Annotated in this window: 22 protein-coding genes; 20 read left to right on the forward strand and 2 right to left on the reverse strand. The window is 45.6% G+C overall.

Going from position 1 to position 20700, the window contains the following annotated elements; all coding sequences use genetic code 11:
* The first annotated feature begins 13 nt into the window (after positions 1-13).
* The 20 genes from NL647_RS18840 (at position 14) to NL647_RS18935 (ending at position 17517) form a co-directional block, all read left to right on the forward strand.
* Positions 14-901, forward strand: coding sequence for a MinD/ParA family protein (locus tag NL647_RS18840; RefSeq protein ID WP_009696006.1), 888 nt, complete (start codon positions 14-16; stop codon positions 899-901).
* Positions 894-1628, forward strand: a complete 735-nt coding sequence (locus tag NL647_RS18845; RefSeq protein ID WP_005448391.1) for an RNA polymerase sigma factor FliA — start codon at positions 894-896, stop codon at positions 1626-1628. The genes NL647_RS18840 and NL647_RS18845 overlap by 8 nt, the downstream gene beginning before the upstream one ends.
* Positions 1629-1673: 45 nt before the next feature.
* Entirely contained in the window at positions 1674-2042 is a 369-nt protein-coding gene (cheY, locus tag NL647_RS18850) for a chemotaxis response regulator CheY (RefSeq protein ID WP_017635949.1), read from the forward strand.
* A 119-nt stretch (positions 2043-2161) separates the two neighbouring features.
* Positions 2162-2902 (forward strand): protein phosphatase CheZ, encoded by a 741-nt coding sequence (locus NL647_RS18855; RefSeq protein WP_005448392.1) that lies wholly within the window; start codon positions 2162-2164, stop codon positions 2900-2902.
* Between the two features lie 9 nt (positions 2903-2911).
* Positions 2912-5152, forward strand: a complete 2241-nt coding sequence (locus NL647_RS18860) for a chemotaxis protein CheA (RefSeq protein ID WP_017189312.1) — start codon at positions 2912-2914, stop codon at positions 5150-5152.
* Positions 5153-5181: 29 nt separating this feature from the next.
* A complete protein-coding gene (locus NL647_RS18865; RefSeq protein WP_253650549.1) occupies positions 5182-6297 on the forward strand; it encodes a chemotaxis response regulator protein-glutamate methylesterase in 1116 nt (371 codons plus the stop codon).
* A gap of 8 nt (positions 6298-6305) precedes the next feature.
* Positions 6306-7085: a ParA family protein gene (locus NL647_RS18870; protein ID WP_005448395.1), complete on the forward strand. Its 780-nt coding sequence runs from the start codon at positions 6306-6308 to the stop codon at positions 7083-7085.
* Positions 7075-8226, forward strand: a complete 1152-nt coding sequence (locus NL647_RS18875; protein ID WP_253650550.1) for a chemotaxis protein CheW — start codon at positions 7075-7077, stop codon at positions 8224-8226. Before NL647_RS18870 ends, NL647_RS18875 begins: the two co-directional genes overlap by 11 nt.
* A gap of 36 nt (positions 8227-8262) precedes the next feature.
* Complete coding sequence (locus tag NL647_RS18880) at positions 8263-8757, forward strand: chemotaxis protein CheW (RefSeq protein ID WP_005438733.1); 495 nt, start codon at positions 8263-8265, stop codon at positions 8755-8757.
* Positions 8758-8771: 14 nt separating this feature from the next.
* Complete coding sequence (locus NL647_RS18885) at positions 8772-9263, forward strand: DUF2802 domain-containing protein (protein WP_005447967.1); 492 nt, start codon at positions 8772-8774, stop codon at positions 9261-9263.
* A gap of 199 nt (positions 9264-9462) precedes the next feature.
* The gene (gene ccmA / locus NL647_RS18890) at positions 9463-10080 is read left to right on the forward strand and encodes a cytochrome c biogenesis heme-transporting ATPase CcmA (RefSeq protein WP_005447968.1); all 618 of its coding nucleotides are present in this window, start codon (positions 9463-9465) and stop codon (positions 10078-10080) included.
* 1 nt (position 10081) lies between these two features.
* Positions 10082-10750 (forward strand): heme exporter protein CcmB, encoded by a 669-nt coding sequence (gene ccmB / locus NL647_RS18895; protein ID WP_005447970.1) that lies wholly within the window; start codon positions 10082-10084, stop codon positions 10748-10750.
* A 109-nt stretch (positions 10751-10859) separates the two neighbouring features.
* Positions 10860-11603: a heme ABC transporter permease gene (locus NL647_RS18900; RefSeq protein WP_005447972.1), complete on the forward strand. Its 744-nt coding sequence runs from the start codon at positions 10860-10862 to the stop codon at positions 11601-11603.
* Positions 11604-11614: 11 nt separating this feature from the next.
* Positions 11615-11821, forward strand: coding sequence for a heme exporter protein CcmD (gene ccmD, locus NL647_RS18905; protein ID WP_005447974.1), 207 nt, complete (start codon positions 11615-11617; stop codon positions 11819-11821).
* On the forward strand, positions 11818-12303 hold the full coding sequence (gene ccmE, locus NL647_RS18910; RefSeq protein WP_005447975.1) for a cytochrome c maturation protein CcmE: 486 nt from the start codon (positions 11818-11820) through the stop codon (positions 12301-12303). The genes ccmD and ccmE overlap by 4 nt, the downstream gene beginning before the upstream one ends.
* A complete protein-coding gene (locus NL647_RS18915; RefSeq protein ID WP_005447977.1) occupies positions 12300-14285 on the forward strand; it encodes a heme lyase CcmF/NrfE family subunit in 1986 nt (661 codons plus the stop codon). The genes ccmE and NL647_RS18915 overlap by 4 nt, the downstream gene beginning before the upstream one ends.
* Positions 14286-14840 (forward strand): DsbE family thiol:disulfide interchange protein, encoded by a 555-nt coding sequence (locus NL647_RS18920; protein WP_005447979.1) that lies wholly within the window; start codon positions 14286-14288, stop codon positions 14838-14840.
* Entirely contained in the window at positions 14837-15322 is a 486-nt protein-coding gene (locus NL647_RS18925) for a cytochrome c-type biogenesis protein (protein ID WP_005447981.1), read from the forward strand. Before NL647_RS18920 ends, NL647_RS18925 begins: the two co-directional genes overlap by 4 nt.
* A complete protein-coding gene (ccmI, locus tag NL647_RS18930) occupies positions 15322-16539 on the forward strand; it encodes a c-type cytochrome biogenesis protein CcmI (RefSeq protein ID WP_005447982.1) in 1218 nt (405 codons plus the stop codon). The genes NL647_RS18925 and ccmI overlap by 1 nt, the downstream gene beginning before the upstream one ends.
* Positions 16540-16737: 198 nt before the next feature.
* Complete coding sequence (locus NL647_RS18935) at positions 16738-17517, forward strand: VacJ family lipoprotein (protein WP_009698566.1); 780 nt, start codon at positions 16738-16740, stop codon at positions 17515-17517.
* 90 nt (positions 17518-17607) lie between these two features.
* Here NL647_RS18935 and NL647_RS18940 read toward each other — a convergent pair whose 3' ends face one another.
* Positions 17608-18900: an outer membrane protein transport protein gene (locus NL647_RS18940; protein WP_038898824.1), complete on the reverse strand. Its 1293-nt coding sequence runs from the start codon at positions 18898-18900 to the stop codon at positions 17608-17610.
* A 309-nt stretch (positions 18901-19209) separates the two neighbouring features.
* Positions 19210-20487 (reverse strand): outer membrane protein transport protein, encoded by a 1278-nt coding sequence (locus NL647_RS18945; protein ID WP_253650551.1) that lies wholly within the window; start codon positions 20485-20487, stop codon positions 19210-19212.
* Positions 20488-20700 lie beyond the last annotated feature (213 nt).

The raw sequence follows: 20700 nt of genomic DNA on the forward strand, positions 1-20700 counted from the left end.
GCGGCGGACTACTATGACTGAGAATATGATACACGATCAAGCAAGCGGCCTCCGTCGCTTAACACAACCATCATTGACTAAAGTAATCGCTGTTACTGGCGGCAAAGGTGGTGTGGGTAAATCAAACGTAACACTGGGTCTGGCGATCTGCATGGCACGCCAAGGCAAAAAAGTGATGGTTCTCGACGCAGATTTAGGTCTAGCTAATGTGGACGTTATGCTCGGAATTCGTTCAAAACGTAACCTAGGGCATGTCCTTGCGGGTGAATGTGAGCTAAAAGATGCGATTGTTGAAGGCCCTTATGGTATAAAGATAGTCCCTGCAACTTCTGGCACACAAAGCATGACTGAGCTGTCTCACGCTCAACATGCTGGACTCATCCGTGCATTTGGTAGTCTTGAAGAGGAAATGGACGTACTGTTGATTGATACAGCTGCGGGCATTTCTGACATGGTGATTAGCTTTTCACGAGCAGCTCAAGATGTTGTGGTTGTGGTTTGCGATGAGCCAACTTCAATCACTGATGCATATGCATTAATCAAGCTGTTGAGTAAAGAACACCAGGTTCAGCGCTTCAAAGTTGTTGCAAATATGGTCAGAAGCTACCGTGAAGGCAGAGAATTATTCGCAAAGTTGACTCTAGTCACAGAGCGCTTCTTGAATGTCAGCCTTGAACTCGTAGCATGTATTCCATTGGATGACAAAGTACGTCAAGCCGTGAAAAGACAGAAGATCGTTGTGGACGCATTCCCACGTTCTCCTGCGGCTTTAGCGATCAGCTCATTAGCGAACAAAGCACTAACGTGGCCACTACCTAAAACACCAAGTGGACACCTAGAGTTTTTTGTGGAAAGGTTGCTAAATCGTACTGAATTCGCAGAGGACCCTTTTGGTGAATAAAGCGATTACCTATAACCAACATGGCAAATTTAATAGCCAGCAGGCGTTCATTGAACGTTACTCGGTGTTGGTTAAGCGTATTGCTCACCACCTGTTAGGCCGTTTACCGCCGAGTGTTCAGGTAGAGGATTTAATTCAGGCCGGCATGATCGGTCTTATCGAAGCTCAGCAGAATTATGATGGTTCTAAAGGTGCGAGCTTTGAAACTTATGCGGGTATCCGTATTCGCGGTGCAATGTTAGATGACATTCGCAAAGGCGACTGGGTACCTCGTTCTGTTCATAAGAACAATCGCGAAATTAACCAAGCGATCGCAGAGCTGGAAGGTGTACTAAATCGCGACCCATCTGATGCTGAAGTAGCAGCGCATCTTGGTATGACACTAGACCAATATCATAGTGCTCTTACCGATATAAACTGTTCAAAATTAGTGGGAATTGAAGATTTAGGCGTCTCTGATGATGTGATTTCACCGGCTGATGAGACCGATGACAGCAACCCGTTTAAGGGCGTAGCTGATGAATCGTTCAGAAAAGCACTGGTTGAATCAATAAAACAGCTTCCAGAGCGTGAAGCTTTAGTACTTTCGCTTTATTATGACGAAGAACTCAATTTGAAAGAGATTGGCGATGTGTTGGGTGTGAGCGAATCTCGCGTAAGCCAAATACTGAGTCAAGCGATGCAACGTTTACGCACCAAGCTCAGTGCGTGGACACAAAATGACTAAACACACTGATTTTACGATTCAGTGGAGGCAATTTTGAATAAAAACATGAAGATCCTTATTGTTGATGATTTCTCAACAATGCGCCGTATTGTTAAAAACCTGCTTCGTGACTTGGGTTTCAATAACACTCAAGAAGCGGACGATGGTTTAACTGCATTACCTATGCTGAAAAAAGGTGACTTCGACTTTGTTGTAACCGACTGGAACATGCCAGGTATGCAAGGCATCGACTTGCTGAAACACATCCGTGCTGACGCTGAACTGAAGCACTTGCCTGTGCTAATGATCACAGCGGAAGCAAAGCGTGAGCAGATCATCGAAGCAGCGCAAGCAGGCGTTAACGGCTACATCGTTAAGCCATTTACAGCTGCAACGCTTAAAGAAAAATTAGATAAAATTTTCGAACGTTTATAACTCTCTCTTTCTCTTTGTTAATCGAGTCATCACTTCTAATACCTACTACTAAAGGGTGGCTCGCTTGACGTTTAAAAAGCGATAAGAAAGAACTAAACGTAAAAAAGGGTCTATTCAGGATGATCTCACTAGAGCAGGCGAAGTCGCTCGTTCAGATGCTAGAAAACGGGGAACAGGACCAAGCCAATGAGCTTGTTGCCTCGATATATGAAAGCGATGGGAATCCGATGCTAAAAGAAATCGGAACATTAACCCGCGACCTTCATGATTCACTTAAGCACTTCAACATCGATCAACGCATGACAGAAATTGCGAAAGCGGAAATCCCGGACGCAAGGGACCGTCTGCAATACGTGATTGATAAAACTGAGTTGGCAGCGAATAAAACGATGGACGCGGTTGATTGCTGCTTACCTATCGCCGACAACCTGCATGAGTGCCTTCAACAAGTTCGCCCTCAGTGGAACGAACTCATGCACGGACGCATCGAATTAAGCGATTTCAAAGCACTTTGCCACCGTATCGATGGGCTGTTAGTTCAAGTCGAAGGCGATAGCACTGAATTGCGCGGTCAGCTGACCGAAATTCTTATGGCACAAGACTTCCAAGACTTAACGGGTCAAATCATTCGCCGCGTGATCACGCTTGTCAATGAAGTGGAAGATCGCCTGGTTGAGATCTTGACCGTGTTTTCTGGAAATAAACCAGAAGAACAGACTCAAGTTTTGCCAGAACCGTCAGATAAAAAGATTAAACAATCAAGCGAAGCAGAAGGCCCGATTCTTCACCCTGAACTCAGGGAAGATGCGGTTTCATCGCAGGACGAAGTCGATGACTTGTTGTCCAGTCTTGGATTTTAAAGGTAACGTATGAGCTACGATTTAGACGAAGATATTCTTCAGGACTTTCTAATTGAGGCTGGGGAAATTCTTGAGCTGCTGTCTGAGCAGTTGGTTGAACTGGAAAATAATCCAGAAGACAAAGATCTCCTAAACGCGATTTTCCGCGGCTTTCACACTGTAAAAGGTGGTGCAGGCTTCCTATCATTGGCAGAGCTGGTTGACACTTGTCACGGTGCTGAGAACGTGTTCGACGTATTGCGAAACGGTCAGCGTTCAGTCACGCCAAGTTTGATGGACACCATGCTAAAAGCGCTTGATACGGTTAACCATCAGTTCCAAGCGGTTCAAGACCGTGAACCACTGGATGCAGCCGATCCTGCACTGTTGGAAGAACTTCATCGTTTATGCAAACCTGAGTCTGAAGACGAAGTCGTTGCGGCGGTTGAAGTGCCAGTTGCTGAGCCAGAACCAGTTATTCCAGAGCCAGTTATCGAACAACCAGCAGCGCCAGTAGAAGCAGCACCTTCTAGCGTGGGTTCTGTTGATGAAATCACTCAAGACGAGTTTGAGAAACTGCTGGATGAGTTACACGGTAAAGGTTCTGCTCCGGGTGCATCTGCGCCAGCAGCACCAGTGGCTCCAACGCCAGTAAGTGCACCTTCATTAGACAGTGGTGATATCACTGATGATGAATTTGAACGTCTTCTTGACGAGCTGCATGGCGTAGGTAAGAGCCCGTCGGCATCAGAAGTGGCACCAGTAGAAACGCCTAAAGCGCCAGAGCCTGCTGCTCCTACTGCGTCAGCATCAACTGACGGCGATCTGATGACCGATGAAGAGTTTGAAAAACTTCTCGACGAATTACATGGTTCGGGTAAAGGTCCATCTATCGAAGAGTTAGATTTTGCGACTAAACCAGCATCAGAAAATATTACGCCTGAAGCGCCAAAAGCAGCTCCAGCACCTCAGCCTGCTCCAGTAGCGGCTGCGCCTTCTCCAGCGCCAGCTCCGGCACCTAAGCCAGAAGCAAAACCGGTTGCAGTAAAAGAAGAAGCAAAAGCAGCAGCGCCTGCGGTTAAGAAACCACAAGCAGAAGCAACAGTGCGTGTTGATACTTCAACTCTAGACACCATCATGAACATGGTGGGTGAGCTTGTATTGGTGCGTAACCGTCTACTAAGTCTTGGTTTGAATAGCAACGACGAAGAAATGTCGAAAGCAGTAGCAAACCTAGATGTTGTTACCGCGGACCTTCAAGGTGCGGTAATGAAAACGCGTATGCAGCCAATCAAGAAAGTGTTTGGTCGCTTCCCACGCGTTGTTCGTGACTTGGCGCGTAACCTAAATAAAGACATCGTGCTTGAAATGCGCGGTGAAGAAACCGATCTTGATAAAAACCTAGTAGAAGCACTTGCAGATCCATTGATCCACTTGGTGCGTAACTCGGTTGACCATGGTATCGAAATGCCAGACGACCGCGCGAAAGCGGGTAAATCTCGTACTGGTAAAGTGATTCTGTCTGCATCGCAAGAAGGTGACCATATTGAACTGGCTATCGTTGACGATGGCGGCGGTATGGATCCAAATAAACTCCGTGGTATCGCAGTAAAACGCGGCATGATGGATGAAGACGCAGCAGCACGCTTGTCGGATAAAGAGTGTTTCAACCTCATTTTTGCACCAGGCTTCTCGAGCAAAGAGAAGATTTCTGATATCTCTGGTCGTGGTGTAGGTATGGACGTGGTTAAGACGGCGATCAACACCTTGAACGGTTCTATCGATATCGATTCAGAATTAGGTAAAGGCACTAAGATCACCATCAAAGTACCACTGACGCTTGCGATCCTACCAACACTAATGGTTGGTGTTGGCGGTCATCCGTTCGCACTGCCTCTTGCATCGGTTAATGAAATCTTCCACTTAGATCTTAGCCGTACCAACGTTGTTGATGGTCAACTAACCATTATCGTACGTGATAAGTCTATCCCACTGTTCTACCTACAAAACTGGTTAGCTTCTAAGTCGCCACGTGTAGAAGAGCGCATTGGTCATGGTCATGTTGTTATCGTTCAAATTGGTAGCCAACGTGTCGGCTTTGTGGTGGATACATTGATTGGTCAAGAAGAAGTGGTTATCAAACCACTGGATAACCTATTGCAAGGCACGCCAGGTATGGCAGGTGCAACGATTACCAGTGACGGTCACATCGCATTGATTCTTGATGTGCCAGATCTACTTAAGCAATACGCTGCAGCTTCGCGCATTTAAGCGAAGCTGGAGTTGAAAAAAGGAATAAGATGGCGATTAAAGTACTAGTCGTTGATGATTCGAGTTTTTTCCGTCGTCGCGTTAGCGAAATCATCAACTCAGAATCGCGCCTAGAAGTGATAGACGTTGCGGTTAATGGCAGAGAGGCGGTTGAGAAAGCCAAAACTCTAAAACCTGACGTCATCACTATGGATATTGAAATGCCAGTCATGGACGGTATTACTGCCGTGCGTGAAATTATGGCTACGTCTCCTACGCCAATCCTAATGTTTTCGTCCCTGACTCATGATGGGGCGAAGGCTACGCTTGACGCACTAGACGCTGGTGCATTGGACTTCTTACCGAAGAAATTTGAAGATATTGCTCGTAACCGTGATGAAGCGGTATCGCTACTCCAACAACGTGTCATTCAAATTGCTTCTAAGCGCGCATTTATGCGTCGCCCAATGGCGAAACCTGCTGCGACTGCACCGAGCTCAACAACTCGCCCATTAGCATCACGCAATACTGCGCCTGCCGCAGCAACTGCAAGTCGCCCTGTGGCAGCAAAATACCGCTCTTCAGGTAAGAAATATCAGTTAACAGCTATCGGTACTTCCACTGGTGGTCCTGTTGCTCTGCAAAAAATTCTGACTCGTTTACCCGTAAACTATCCGCATCCAATTGTGCTGATCCAACATATGCCAGCTACTTTTACTGCTGCTTTTGCAAGTCGTTTAAATACGCTTTGTAAGATCCAAGTAAAAGAAGCTCAAGATGGTGATGTATTGCAAGCTGGCGTTGCCTATTTGGCGCCAGGCGGTAAGCAAATGATGATCGACGGTCGTGCAGGTGCTGCTCGTCTGCGCATTATCGATGGCGGCGACCGCATGAACTACAAACCTTGTGTGGATGTTACGTTTGGCTCTGCTGCAAAAGTATACGGTGACAAAGTATTGTCGATGGTACTGACAGGTATGGGGGCTGACGGTCGTGAAGGCGCACGCATGTTGAAATCAGCAGGCTCAACAATTTGGGCTCAAGATGAAGATAGTTGTGTGGTTTACGGTATGCCACAAGCGGTTGCGAAAGCGGGCATCTCTACAGAAGATTTACCTCTCGACCGCATTGCGGAACGCATGTTGGTAGAAGTGGGCTTAGCGTAGGAAAGATCATGATCGTTTGGAGTGTTGCTAACCAAAAAGGTGGGGTAGGGAAAACGACATCAACTGTGACGTTGGCTGGGCTATTGAGCCAAAAAGGTCATCGTGTATTGATGGTTGATACAGACCCTCATGCGTCACTGACGACTTACCTTGGTTATGATCCGGATGCAGTAACGTCGAGCTTGTTTGATTTGTTCCAATTGAAGACGTTTTCACGTGAAACAGTAAAGCCGTTAATCGTGGAGACTGAACTTGAAGGAATGGACATCATCCCGGCACATATGTCACTTGCAACGCTTGACCGTGTGATGGGAAACCGCAGCGGCATGGGCTTGATCTTAAAACGAGCGCTTCAAGCCGTAGCAGAAGATTATGACTATGTGTTGATCGACTGCCCGCCGATTCTTGGCGTAATGATGGTCAATGCGCTAGCAGCGAGTGATCGTATCCTTATCCCTGTTCAAACTGAGTTCTTAGCGATGAAAGGTCTTGAGCGTATGATGCGCACTTTGACCATTATGCAGAAGTCTCGTCCAGGTGGCTTTAAAGTGACGATCGTACCAACCATGTACGATAAGCGCACAAGAGCTTCGTTGCAGACACTGACTCAGCTTAAGAAAGATTATCCGAATCAGGTATGGACTTCTGCGGTGCCGATTGACACGAAATTCCGTGATGCAAGCTTAAAGCATTTACCAGCATCACACTTTGCTTCTGGTAGTCGTGGTGTGTTTGCTTACAAGCAACTGCTGATTTACTTGGAGAGGTTGGCGTTCGATGAGCAATAACGACGTACTTTCCAGTGAACAGGCGCTCGATGATTACTTCAGCGCATTGCTTGGCGAAGAGGTCGAGGTCATTGAGCAAGAAGAAGAGCTTGACTTACTCGCTCAAGAACTATCATCTGCAGAGCCAGAGCCAGAGCCAGAGCCAGAGCCAGAGCCAGAGCCAGAGCCAGAGCCAGAGCCAGAGCCAGAGCCAGAGCCAGAGCCAGAGCCAGAGCCAGAGCCAGAGCCAGAGCCAGAGCCAAAATTACAAATACAATACGCGGAACCAGAGTCGTACCAATACAGCGATACTTACTCACCTGAGTTAGAAGCGCCTAATTTGGAAGACGTTCAACGATTGTTAAGCCAGCTGGAATCCACCAATGTAGTGGCTGAGTTGGATATCGATGACATTTTGGATCAAAACACGATTGATATCGCAGCCGAAGCTAAATCAATCGAACCAGAAATTGAAATCGAAGCTGCGGCAGTTGCCGTGGATGAAATTCAAGAGTGGGATATCGAAGAAGAATTGATTCCTGCTGTTGAGACCGAGCAGCCAGAACCAGTTTGGACTCAACCTGAAACTGAAGCGTTTGAGCCTGAAGTTGACGTTGAAGCCGATGTGGAAGTCGAACAGCACATTGAGACAGAAGCCGAACTGGAAACGGAAACAGGCTCATTGTTGCCAAACACTTGGGAAAGCACGCAACGTAGCGAAGATTTTCAGGTGCTGTACTTTGATGTTAATGGTGTGACGTTTGCCGTTCCACTTGATGAGCTCGGTGGTATCCATCAAATTACGGAACTGAACCATTTGATAGGTCGTCCTGCATGGTACCTAGGTTTGCAAACCAGTCGTGAGCAACAATTTGATGTTGTCGACACTGCGAGGTGGGTGATGGCTGATAAGCTTCATGACGAAGAGTACAAAGATAACTACCAATACGTCGTTATGCTTGGTGAAAGCATGTGGGGGTTGGCAAGTAACCAATTAATGGGTACTGAGACACTCAATATCGACAAAGTCCGTTGGCGTGAACAAGCAGGTAAGCGCCCTTGGCTAGCGGGCATGGTGAAAGAAAAAATGTGTGCTTTAATTCATGTCCAAGCACTTATAGACATGCTAAACGCTGGTTTAGATGTAAAATCACTGAATTAGATTTTTGGTCGGGAACGACAATTACGAGGATTAACTATGTCTCAAGCTTTTGAAGTAGAAGTGAAGAAAGATACATCGAACGACGAAGTTCTTCAGTGGGTGACGTTCCAACTAGAAGAAGAAACGTACGGCATTAATGTAATGCAAGTTCGCGAAGTTCTTCGCTACACAGAAATCGCTCCGGTTCCAGGTGCGCCAGATTACGTACTGGGTATTATCAACCTACGTGGTAATGTCGTAACGGTTATCGATACACGTTCACGTTTTGGTTTGATGGAAGGTGAAGTTACTGACAACACTCGCATCATCGTGATTGAGTCTGAGCGTCAAGTTATCGGTATCTTAGTAGATAGCGTCGCTGAAGTTGTTTACCTACGTTCTTCTGAGATCGACACTACGCCTTCTGTAGGTACGGACGAAAGCGCGAAATTCATCCAGGGTGTAAGCAACCGTGATGGCAAGCTACTTATTCTTGTTGATCTGAACAAGCTGCTAACTGATGACGAATGGGATGAGATGGCTCACCTATAATTGGCTGATGAATCATGGCTGACGAAACCTTCCTATCTTTACCGCTCTTAGTGGGCGGTCTAGCATTTGCCTTCTTGATTTTGCTTTTGTTGCAAATTCGCGTTCGTGCGGGTCTGCAAAAGCAAATGGACCAGCAGCGTGCGCAAGCACGTCACGCAGAAAAAGAAGTGCAAAAGCTAAACAAGCAATTGTTGGAAGTGCGTTCAGTGGTCGTTGGTTTAGGTCAAAAGGTCACTGAGCAACAAGATGTGATTCAACATCTTAATGAGCGCATTCGTGAACTTGAGCACGCAGATACAGATGGTCGTTTGTACAGCCGTGCTTCTAAAATGGTTCAACTTGGCGCTGACATCAATGAGTTGATTGAAGAGTGTGAATTGCCAAAAGCAGAAGCAGAATTGATGCTTTCTCTGCAGAAAAAACTGGCAGGTCAAGAGAAGATCCCTCCACTTAGCGGTCAACCATCAGATGATCCGACATACCCACCTCGTGGACGACGTCGATAAAGAATGAAAAAAGAAGCTTCGGCTTCTTTTTTTATTTTTAAAATAAAAACTTATAATCACTTATGGTTATTTTTATTAAAATGTGACTATAAGTTAACAAAAACTCACGAACTTACATACATCATCGCTTTCTTATCCTGTTTTGTCACAACTAAGCTGTGCTAATATAGCGACTCGTTCATTTTTTAGTTGAAGCCCTATGTTAGAAGTCTCTAACCTAACTGCGATCCGTGATGACAGGGTCCTGTTTGAAAACCTGCAATTCGAAATTAAACCTGGAGAGTTGGTCCAGATTGAAGGACGTAACGGTACAGGCAAAACCACATTGCTGCGTATTGTGACAGGGTTAGGGGACAGAGAAGAAGGCATCATCAAATGGAAAGGCGAAGAGGTTGAAAAGTCTCGTGATGTTTTCCATCAGGACCTTTTGTTCCTAGGGCATCAAACTGGCGTTAAACGCGAACTTACTGCGTTTGAAAACCTGCGCTTTTACCAATCTATCCATAATAATCGTTCCTCAGATGAAGAAATCTTTGCTGCTTTAACCCAAGTGGGTCTTGCAGGCAGAGAAGATGTGCCTGTAGCACAACTTTCTGCAGGACAGCAGCGTCGCGTTGCATTGGCAAGACTGTGGCTAAGTAATCAAATTTTATGGATTTTGGACGAACCGTTAACTGCAATCGATAAGCAAGGTGTGAAGGTGCTTGAATCGTTGTTTGCAAATCATGCAGACAATGGTGGCATTGTGATTTTAACGACACACCAAGATATGTTTGCAGACAGCCCGAAACTTAGAAAAATAAAACTGGGTGACTAATATGATTTCGGCAATGTCGACCATTATCCGCCGCGAGCTTTTGATTGCATTTCGCCGTCAAGCAGACATCTTGAACCCTTTGTGGTTTTTCATCATTGTTATCACACTTTTCCCTCTTAGCATCGGTCCAGAGCCTAATTTGTTAGCACGTATTGCAGCAGGCATTGTTTGGGTTGCTGCGTTGCTATCCGCCTTATTATCATTAGAACGTCTATTCCGTGATGATTATCAAGATGGTGCGCTTGAGCAAATGATGCTAATGCCGATCCCACTGCAACTTGTTGTGATTTCCAAGGTCATAGCTCACTGGTTGTTAACGGGATTGCCTCTGATCTTAATCAGTCCATTGTTGGCGATTCTATTATCTCTTGATTTTAATACTTGGCTGTCTGTTGTGCTGACATTGGTCATCGGTACACCGACGTTGAGTTTTATCGGTGCTATTGGTGTAGCACTGACTGTTGGGTTACAAAAAGGCGGCGTTCTTCTAAGTTTGCTAATTCTCCCGCTTTACATCCCAATTCTAATTTTCGCTACGTCCGCGATTGATGCCGCAGCACTGGGTATGGCGTATAACGGGCAATTAGCGATTTTAGGCGCAATGTTGATGGGGGCTGTCACTCTCACACCATTCGCCATCAGCGCAGCATTGAGAGTTAGTGTTAACTAACTCAGTAAAGTGCGCGTTTAGCGACGTTTGATCAAAGAATTATTATTAAAGCACTGCTACGGTCTCGACCCTCTGGACAGTGTCCCTGAAGTAAGAGTGAGAACTTAACATGTGGAAATGGCTACATCCTTATGCCAAGCCAGAAGCAGCTTATCACCTGAGCGGTAAGTTTCTTCCTTGGTTTTCTGTATTGGCCCTCGTATGCCTATCGGTTGGTACCGTCTGGGGGCTCGCATTTGCACCTTCGGATTACCAGCAAGGCGATAGTTTCCGAATCATTTACATCCACGTACCTTCGGCTATTTGGTCTATGGGCGTGTACATGTCGATGGCTATAGCTGCATTTATCGGCTTGGTTTGGCAAGTACGTCTATCTGACATGGCAGCACTGGCCATGGCGCCTATTGGTGCGGTATTTACCTTTATTGCTCTGTTAACGGGTGCCGTTTGGGGTAAACCTATGTGGGGCACTTGGTGGGTATGGGATGCTCGTCTAACCTCTGAACTTATTCTTCTATTCTTATACCTTGGTGTTATTGCACTTTACCACGCGTTTGACGATCAAAAGACAGCGGCAAAAGCTGCGGGTATTTTGGCAATCGTTGGTGTGGTCAACCTACCGATTATCCACTTCTCTGTTGAGTGGTGGAATACGCTTCACCAAGGCGCGACAATCACCAAATTTGAAAAACCATCCATCTCATCCAATATGCTTTGGCCGTTGCTGCTAAACATTTTTGGTTTTGCGTTCTTCTTTGGCGCGGTAACGATGGTGCGCTTCCGTAACGAAATTATCAGCAAAGAGAGTCATCGCCCTTGGGTGCAAAAACTCGCGGCTGAAAAAACTCAGTGAGGTAATTGAATATGCATTTTGAATCTCTGAGCGAACTCTTTGCCATGGGTGGCTACGCAGGTTACGTATGGAGCGCGTTTGGTATTACTTTCTTATCTATGATCATTCTTTTAATTTCGAGTATCCGCCGTGGGGATGCGTTGTTAAAAGAAGTGAAAGCGAAAATTGATCGTCAAGCGCGAGTCGACGCGGCGAAGAATATGGAGAACACGTTATGAACCCGAGACGTAAAAAGAGGCTAGGCATCGTTCTGGCTATCTTTATCGGTATTAGTGCAACCATCGGTTTGATGCTTTATGCGTTGAACCAAAATATGGATCTATTCTACACGCCGACGGAATTGGTAAATGGTAAACCTGACGGTACTAAACCAGAAGTTGGTCAGCGTTTGCGTATCGGCGGCATGGTGGTTGTAGGCTCAGTTCGCCGTGACCCAGAGTCACTAAAAGTGAGCTTTGATCTGCACGACGTGGGTCCTAAAGTGACGATCGTGTACGAAGGTATTCTCCCTGATTTGTTCCGCGAAGGTCAGGGTATTGTTGCTCAAGGTGTTCTTGAAGACGCAACAACCGTAAAAGCTTTTGAAGTGTTGGCAAAACACGATGAAGAGTACATGCCACCTGAAATTGCAGAAGCAATGAAGAAGACTCACGAGCCTCTGCAGTACACATCAGAACAGAAACAAGGAAGCGGCCAATGATTGCTGAAATCGGTCACTTTGCCCTCATACTTTCGCTAGCAATGGCATTGTTGCTAAGCATATTGCCGTTATGGGGTGCATCAAATAACAACACTATGCTGATGAACACAGCACGACCACTTTCATGGTCGATGTTCGTCATGCTGTTTTTCTCATTTGCGATTTTATGTTGGGGATTCTACACCAACGACTTTACGCTCCAATACGTTGCAAGTAACTCAAATAGCCAACTGCCTTGGTACTACCGCTTAACGGCTGTTTGGGGCGCGCACGAAGGCTCACTACTGCTTTGGGTACTTATCCAAGCTGCGTGGACAGTCGCGGTCGCTACTTTCAGCCGTGGTATGCCACAAGAATCCGTTGCGCGTGTACTTGCGGTAATGGGCATGATCTCAGTGGGCTTCCTACTATTTATCATCCTGACTTCGAACCCGTTCCTACGCACTTTGCCGTTCTTCCCGGTAGATGGTCGTGACTTGAACCCGCTTCTTCAAGACCCAGGTTTGATTGTTCACCCACCTATGCTTTACATGGGGTACGTAGGCTTCTCGGTTGCCTTCTCGTTCGCGATTGCGTCTTTGATGACTGGTCGTCTTGATACGGCTTGGGCTCGTTGGTCTCGTCCTTGGACAACCGCTGCTTGGGTATTCCTAACACTAGGTATCGCCCTAGGTTCTTGGTGGGCATATTACGAACTCGGCTGGGGTGGCTGGTGGTTCTGGGATCCAGTAGAAAACGCATCATTCATGCCTTGGCTAGCGGGTACAGCACTGATGCACTCTCTAGCGGTAACCGAAAAACGCGGTACATTTAAAGCGTGGACGGTACTTCTTGCTATCTCTGCATTCTCTTTGAGTTTGTTAGGTACCTTCTTAGTGCGTTCCGGTATTTTGGTATCGGTACACGCGTTCGCGTCTGATCCATCACGCGGTATGTTTATCCTAGGTTTCCTAGTCTTTGTTATCGGCGGCTCACTCCTGCTATTCGCAGTGAAAGGGGCAGCGGTTCGCGTACGTGGTAATTTCGATTTGGTGTCGCGTGAGAACGCGCTGCTTGCTAACAACGTGCTTCTGATTGCTGCGCTAGTCGTAGTATTGGTTGGTACCTTGTTACCATTGGTTCACAAACAAATTGGTCTTGGTTCAGTATCTATCGGTGCACCATTCTTCGACATGCTGTTTGCGTGGTTGATGATGCCGTTCGCCTTCCTACTAGGTATTGGTCCTATGATTCGTTGGAAGCGCGACAATCTATCTAAGCTTATTAAGCCAATGATTGTTTCTGGTGTGCTTGCTTTCGCACTAGGTGCTGTGTGTGTATTCCTGTTCGCCGATTTCTTCTCAGCGATGGCTTACATCGGTTGGGTAATGGCAATCTGGATCATTGCAATGCATGGCTTTGAACTGTACGAGCGTGCTACTCACCGTCACAGCTTCGGCGAAGGTGTTCGTAAACTTCAACGTAGCCACTGGGCAATGATGCTTGGTCACATTGGTCTAGCCGTTACTGTGATTGGTATTGCGATGGTGCAAAATTACAGTATCGAACGTGACGTGCGTTTGGCTCCGGGTGAGCACTTCAAGATTTACGGTTATGATTTCTACTTCTCAGGTCTACGTGACAAAGATGGTCCAAACTACGATGGTTACATCGCAGACTTTGAAATCACGAATGATGGTAAGTATGTGAACACGTTGCACGCTGAAAAACGTTTCTACCGTACAGCGAAGTCAATGATGACTGAAGCGGCAATCGACCGCGGTATCACTCGCGACCTATATATTGCGATGGGTGAACGTCTAGAAGATAACCGTTCTTGGGCGGTTCGTATTTACTACAAACCATTCGTTCGTTGGATCTGGGCTGGTTCATTGATCATGTCTTTGGGTGGTGCGCTTGCTATCTCTGATAGACGTTACCGCTTCCGCAAAACGGCTAAGAAAGGCGATAAGTCAAAGCTAGCGGAGCAGGAGGCAAAATAAATGAATAAGAAAGTCTTATTTATCCCGTTGGTAGCTTTCATGGTATTGGCGGGTATCTTCGCAACTCAGTTGGTTCGCAACCAAGAGGGTGACGATCCAACGAAACTTGAGTCAGTACTGGTTGGTAAGCCAGTACCTGAGTTCCATCTAGAGGATTTAGCTGAACCTGGTAAACAGTACGATCAGTCGATCTTTAAAGGCGAACCACTGTTGCTTAACGTTTGGGCGACTTGGTGTCCGACTTGTTACGCTGAACATAAGTACCTCAATGAGCTTGCAGGGAAAGGTGTGAAGATCATCGGCATGAACTACAAAGATGATCGCAATAAAGCGGTAGGTTGGCTGAACGATTTGGGTAACCCATACCTGATCAGCTTGTTTGATGGTAGCGGCATGCTAGGTCTAGACCTTGGTGTGTACGGTGCACCAGAGACATTTATCATCGATGCAAACGGTGTGATCCGTTACCGTCATGTTGGTGATGTAAACCCTCGCAACTGGGCGGAAACGTTGGAGCCGCTGTACACCAAGTTGGTTGAGGAGGCGAAGCAATGAGAAAGTTTTTCTTAGCGGCTTTTGCTGCGATGACATTTTCTCTTGCTGCTCATGCAGCGATTGAAGTGTATGAGTTTGACAATCTAGAACAAGAACAGCAGTTCAAAGAGCTTGGTCATACTCTTCGTTGTCCTAAATGTCAGAACAACACCATCTCTGATTCGAATGCAGAATTGGCTCAAGACTTACGCCATAAGGTGTACGAAATGACCAAAGAAGGTAAGTCGAAAGATGAGATCGTGGACTACATGATTGCTCGTTACGGCAACTTCGTAACGTACAATCCTCCGTTTACTTTTGCGACTGCAATTCTGTGGCTAGGTCCACTAGCAGTGGTATTAGGTGGCTTTGGTTTAATCGTGCTGCGTAGCCGAAAATCAAAAGCAAAAGCAGTTCAAGCAAGTAACGAACAATGGGACGAAGAAAAAGAAGCGCGTCTCAAATCATTGCTTGATGAAGAGAACAACGGAGATAAGAAGTAATGACACTATTTTGGGTTTCTACCGTTGTTCTTACGCTGATAGCTTGTGTCTTAGTTGCACTGCCGCTGCTTAAGCAAAAAGCCAACAACGATGAAGTGTTACGTGATGAGCTTAACAAAGCGTTCTATAAAGACCGCCTATCTGAGCTTGCTGAAGAAACAGACGAAGGTCTAGTCGAGAGCCAAGATGATTTGATTTCCGATCTGAAGCAATCTCTTCTGGACGATATCCCTGGTGATAAAAAGCAAAAGGAAACACATGTTTCTCCGATTGCTGTTTTGATCCCATCAGTGATTTTGACAGTGGTATTGAGCTACGGTCTTTACTACAAGTTTGGCGCATCTCAAGACGTTGTGAAGTGGCAGGAAGTAAACGATAACCTTCCTGAACTTTCTAAAAAGCTAATGTCTGCAGCATCTGAGCCACTCAGTGATGATGAAATGGCTGATCTCTCTTTGGCTCTGCGTACACGCCTGCATTACCAACCTGAAGACTCAACCGGTTGGTTGCTATTAGGTCGTATTGCTTTGGCGAACCGAGATGTGACGACTTCCATTGATGCAATGGAAAAAGCGTACAAGCTAGAACCAAAAGATCCAGATGTTCAACTTGGTTACGCACAAGCTCTGATGCTTTCCCAAGACGAGATGGATCAAGCTACGGCTCGTTCTCTGCTTGGTAAACTGATGCAACAAGATTACGTTGACCTACGTGTCTTCTCTCTACTTGCGTTTGATGCATTTGAGCGCCAAGATTTCCCAGCCGCGATTAAGTATTGGGGTATCATGCAGCAAATGATCGGTCCTGAAGATAGCCGCTATGAAATGCTAGGTCGCAGTATCGAAAGTGCACGTAAGCAAATGGGTGAAGCGGTTTCTCCAGACAAGAGTGTGGCAGTGACTATTAACGTAGCTCCAGAAGCTCAACTTGATCCAAATGCGGTATTGATTGTGTCAGTACATCGCGCAGATGGTTCTCCGATGCCTGTCGCGGCAGCTCGCTACCCATTAGGTACATTCCCTCGTACAGTTGTACTAGATGATGGTAATGCGATGATGGACGGTCAGAAGCTATCTTCTCTAGATAAGTTGATGGTTCGCGTTCGTGTTGACTCGGATGGTAACGTTGCAACTCGTGACCAAGATTGGCATGGTGAAAGCCAAGTCGTTGATTTTGGTCAGCCAGTAGAAGTGATGATAGATAAACAGTATCAATAATTCATGAACGTCTCTAATAATTGACACTTAAGGATTGTTAGGACGGTTTTGTGGTATGACTACCAACTATCGAGTAGAATAATAAAGGCCAGCGCATGCTGGCCTTTACTTATATACCCAAATGACTTTTTCCAAAGTACTAAACGTACGTAAAACACAGGTCATTTAGGGGTATTAATCGTCGTTATGGAACGTAGAATGTATAACAAGGGTAAATCCATCTTCTTGTTGCTGTTCGCTGTTGGACTGGTTGGCTGTTCAACTGCACCCGAGGAAGCGGTAACAGAAGAAAACGAAACTAATCAAACAACTTCTGATGTTTATGACCCATTGGAAAGTTTCAACCGCACAATGTGGGAACTGAACTACGATTATCTTGACCCGTACTTAGTTCGCCCAGTGTCTCTTGCGTATGTTGATTATACGCCTGTGCCAATTCGCTCTGGTATTGCTAACTTCCTAGCTAACTTAGACGAACCTGCGAGTGTGGTGAATAACCTAGTCATGGGAAATGGCACTAAAGCCGTTGATCACTTTAACCGCTTCTGGATTAACTCGACATTCGGTATCTTAGGTCTGTTTGACGTTGCAACGGCTGCTGGTATCACCAAGTACGACAACAAAGAGTTTAGTAGTGTGGTTGGTCACTATGGTGTAGGTAACGGTCCATATTTTATGGTGCCGGGCTACGGTCCATATACATTGCGTGAAGTAACAGACACTGTGGATGGTATGTACTTGCCACTTTCATACCTAAACTTCTGGGCAGGCTTAGGTAAATGGGCGCTGGAAGGTATGGAAAAACGTGCCCTGTTAGTACCACAAGAAGCACAGCTTGAAGCATCGCCTGATCCATATGTATTAACTCGTGACGTTTACATTCAACGTCAAAACTTTAAAGCAGAAATCAGTACGACTGATGAAGTAGATGCGGAAGAAGAAGCGTACTTAGACGAGTATTTAGAAGAAGACTTCTAATCGCTTTATACAGAAAAACAAAAAGGCTTGGTGAAAACCAAGCCTTTCTTTTTATCGGTAACTTTCTTTTATCGATAAATAGCGTTCAGATTAGAACTTGTAGTTCGCTTGAACACCGATTAGCCATACGTTACCTGTTACTTCACCAGAGAATTCTCCACCAAATGTAGCAGGATCTTTCATTGGTGGCATACCATCAGTGCGACCTTCATACATTGAAGCATCTTTCGCAAAAATATAGGTAAAGCCAGCGTCTAGTGTTAGATTCTTAGACCATTCGTAACCAGCACCAATACTTAACCATAGACGATCCGTTTCAGGGATAGTAGCTGTACGGTTTTCGTCACTCACAGCAGAAGTGTCGTATGCAACACCTGAGCGTAGCGTCCATTTTTGGTCAAGTTTGTAAGTAGTACCTACAGCGAAGCGGTAGTTATCTTCCCAGTTTTCTTCTTTGATCAAATTTGATGCTTCACCTGGGAAGTCGGCTACTAGCTCTTTAAAACTACTCCAATTAGTCCAGTTGATGCTCGCATGAATCGCTAATTGTTCATTTAACTGATGGTAGCTTGCTAATTCCGCTGTTGCTGGCAGAGCTAGGTCCATCGAGCCATTTTTATGAGCATTTGGATCTGCTGGGTTGAAACCAAGACCTTTTGCATAACCTTCTAGTGTTAGATCTACTTCAGATTTGTAAGCAAAACCAATACGGTTATTAGCGTTGATTTGCCATGCAGTGCCTACTTGCCAGCCCCATGCCGTATCGTCACCTTCCATGTATTTAAGAGTGGTTCCTGCTAGCTTGTCACCCATCTGTGGTGGCATAACTGCGCCGAAGCTGCCATCTGCCATGACATAGCGGATACCGCCACCAACACTAAGCTTTTCGTTTAGCTTGTATGCTGCATTTAGGTTCGCTTCCATTGAGAATACGCTAGCTTGGTTACCAAAGTTAGCTGCGGCAAAATCTTTACCTAGGTCCGTTTCCATACCGTAGTTAGTGCCAAGGGCAAAGCCAATAGCAAATTTGTCATTGTATTGGTGAGAAAAGTAGAAGTTCGGAATGACAGCATCGTGTGCAAAGTCATGAGAGTTTGCAGCGTTTGGACCATTCACGTAAGTCGACGTGCCATCAACATCGATGTTTGGGTTTACATAGATAGCGCCAACAGACACTTGTGTGCCTTCTAGGTAAGTTAGCATAGCTGGGTTACGCCATTGTGCACTTGCGTTATCAGCCATTGCCGCTTCACCAGCGTATGCACGACCTAGACCAGTCGCAGAGTATTCTGCAAGTTGGAAACCTGCTGCGTTTGCAACGCCCGAAGTACTAAGTAGACCGAATGCCACTGCTGTTGATAGGAGAGTCTTGTTGGTTTTCATTGTAATGTTCGCTGAGTTATTTATAACGTGGGGCGAAAGTTTACGTCTAGAGTTATTACTTTAAAAATGAAAAGCCAATAAAACAGTGTTTTCAGGTAAATTATCTATATATTTTAATCTATGCAGAATATCTAACTAACTGTAATGGCGGTGTGAAAAAAACTCAGCGAACACTTGTGAGTCATAATCGTGAGTTTTGATTACACGTGTGCGCCAAAATTGGGTGAATGTAAAACGATAGATAAGAAAAAAGGCTGGAATTCCAGCCTTTTATATAGAGAGTGTTTATATTAGCTTGCTACGTGATGCTTAGAAGCTGCGGCTGTATTGTAAGCCGAATAGGATAGCATCTGCATGCGTTGTCGCTGACAATGATGAAATATTTGCAGGACTTAGAGGGTTGCTTGGATCGTACTTTGGATTTGGTGTTGACTCATTGACTTTCACATCTTTACCCATCAAGTAAGTAAAGCCGAAGTCGACGTTAGACTCGCTATCGATATGGTATGTGAAACCTGCAGAGAACCATTGACGGTCTGAGTCAGGTACTGATACTGAAGTTAGTGAATCTTGAGCACTTGTGTCGTACATGTAACCAGTACGAAGTGTCCAGCTATTGTTTAGGTAGTAAGTACCACCGATTGAGTAGTGCCAGCCATCTTGCCATGCATACTGCTTGTCGTAGCTTGAGCCAAGTGGAGAACCTTTAAGGTTGCGGAACTCAATTTGGTCAAAGTCGCTCCAACCAATGTATTGGATAGAGTAGTGAACTGCAAACTTAGTGTCGGTGATTTTGTGGAAACCTGAGAACTCAGCCATATCTGGTAGAGGCAATGTGATCTTCTGACCTTTGTCGTCTTCTGCTTCCATTTCTGGGCTGTAGCGGTAAGACAAACCAAAACGGTTGTTCTCATCTAATTCATACACAGTGCCTAGGTTGAAGCCTACAGCCCAACCATCAGCTTTATCTACGTCTACAAGTGTACCAAGCATGCCATGTTCACGCTTCATCGTACCTTCACCATAGATTAGGTCCAGACCAGCACCAAAGCTCCATTGATCGTTTAGGCGGTAAGAACCCGCAACGCCGAAGTTTGCACTTTTAACGTCGGTAAGACCGCCGTATTCTTTTGCAACAAAACTATCACCGAATTCTGTTTTAGTACCAAAGTTAGAGTATGCGTTTACACCCCATGCAAACTTGTCGTTAACTGGCACGATAAGGTGGATATTTGGTGCAATAGAAGTATCGCCAGCATCGTCATAATTTGAATCTGTTGGTTTAACCAAGCCGTTTGTTGCTTGGCATTGAACACCACAGTATTTTGCATCTTTAACTTCAATCATCGAAGTGATGCTTTCAAAGCCTACTGACAGTTCCATTTTGTCAAATAGAGCCATTGCCGCAGGGTTGCGAGCCATTACAGAAGCGTTATCTGCAATTACCGCATCACCGGCGAATGCACGACCGATACCAGTCGCTGATTGTGCGTTTAGCTGGAAACCAGCCGCCATTGCTTGACCAGATGCCATTGCAACCGTCACTGCTAGGAGAGTCTTTTTAAACAGACGCGTATTCTGAGTCATTTTTTATTCCTTATTAGTTTCGTCTCTTTGGACGATAAGTTGAGCTTTTGCTCAGTGGCGCAGATAGTAGTATTAAGAGTGGACCATACAAATCCGACCATTGGATAAATTTGAATAAAAATTGCAGAAATGATGTCTAAATGTCGGGAAATTGCATCTAAAGTGCATAATTTAGAGTTTTAACTCTAAACTCAATAGTTAGCGTGAATGCTT

Source organism: Vibrio sp. Y29_XK_CS5, assembly GCF_024181835.1.
In the GTDB taxonomy this organism is placed as follows: Bacteria; Pseudomonadota; Gammaproteobacteria; order Enterobacterales; family Vibrionaceae; genus Vibrio; species Vibrio harveyi.

Coding starts and splice junctions, on each gene's coding strand:
- NL647_RS18840 (WP_009696006.1), top strand. CDS start 14: ATGACTGAGAATATGATACACGATCAAGCAAGCGGCCTCCGTCGCTTA.
- cheY (WP_017635949.1), top strand. CDS start 1,674: ATGAAGATCCTTATTGTTGATGATTTCTCAACAATGCGCCGTATTGTT.
- NL647_RS18855 (WP_005448392.1), top strand. CDS start 2,162: ATGATCTCACTAGAGCAGGCGAAGTCGCTCGTTCAGATGCTAGAAAAC.
- NL647_RS18860 (WP_017189312.1), top strand. CDS start 2,912: ATGAGCTACGATTTAGACGAAGATATTCTTCAGGACTTTCTAATTGAG.
- NL647_RS18865 (WP_253650549.1), top strand. CDS start 5,182: ATGGCGATTAAAGTACTAGTCGTTGATGATTCGAGTTTTTTCCGTCGT.
- NL647_RS18870 (WP_005448395.1), top strand. CDS start 6,306: ATGATCGTTTGGAGTGTTGCTAACCAAAAAGGTGGGGTAGGGAAAACG.
- NL647_RS18875 (WP_253650550.1), top strand. CDS start 7,075: ATGAGCAATAACGACGTACTTTCCAGTGAACAGGCGCTCGATGATTAC.
- NL647_RS18880 (WP_005438733.1), top strand. CDS start 8,263: ATGTCTCAAGCTTTTGAAGTAGAAGTGAAGAAAGATACATCGAACGAC.
- NL647_RS18885 (WP_005447967.1), top strand. CDS start 8,772: ATGGCTGACGAAACCTTCCTATCTTTACCGCTCTTAGTGGGCGGTCTA.
- ccmA (WP_005447968.1), top strand. CDS start 9,463: ATGTTAGAAGTCTCTAACCTAACTGCGATCCGTGATGACAGGGTCCTG.
- ccmB (WP_005447970.1), top strand. CDS start 10,082: ATGATTTCGGCAATGTCGACCATTATCCGCCGCGAGCTTTTGATTGCA.
- NL647_RS18900 (WP_005447972.1), top strand. CDS start 10,860: ATGTGGAAATGGCTACATCCTTATGCCAAGCCAGAAGCAGCTTATCAC.
- ccmD (WP_005447974.1), top strand. CDS start 11,615: ATGCATTTTGAATCTCTGAGCGAACTCTTTGCCATGGGTGGCTACGCA.
- ccmE (WP_005447975.1), top strand. CDS start 11,818: ATGAACCCGAGACGTAAAAAGAGGCTAGGCATCGTTCTGGCTATCTTT.
- NL647_RS18915 (WP_005447977.1), top strand. CDS start 12,300: ATGATTGCTGAAATCGGTCACTTTGCCCTCATACTTTCGCTAGCAATG.
- NL647_RS18920 (WP_005447979.1), top strand. CDS start 14,286: ATGAATAAGAAAGTCTTATTTATCCCGTTGGTAGCTTTCATGGTATTG.
- NL647_RS18925 (WP_005447981.1), top strand. CDS start 14,837: ATGAGAAAGTTTTTCTTAGCGGCTTTTGCTGCGATGACATTTTCTCTT.
- ccmI (WP_005447982.1), top strand. CDS start 15,322: ATGACACTATTTTGGGTTTCTACCGTTGTTCTTACGCTGATAGCTTGT.
- NL647_RS18935 (WP_009698566.1), top strand. CDS start 16,738: ATGTATAACAAGGGTAAATCCATCTTCTTGTTGCTGTTCGCTGTTGGA.
- NL647_RS18940 (WP_038898824.1), bottom strand. CDS start 18,900: ATGAAAACCAACAAGACTCTCCTATCAACAGCAGTGGCATTCGGTCTA.
- NL647_RS18945 (WP_253650551.1), bottom strand. CDS start 20,487: ATGACTCAGAATACGCGTCTGTTTAAAAAGACTCTCCTAGCAGTGACG.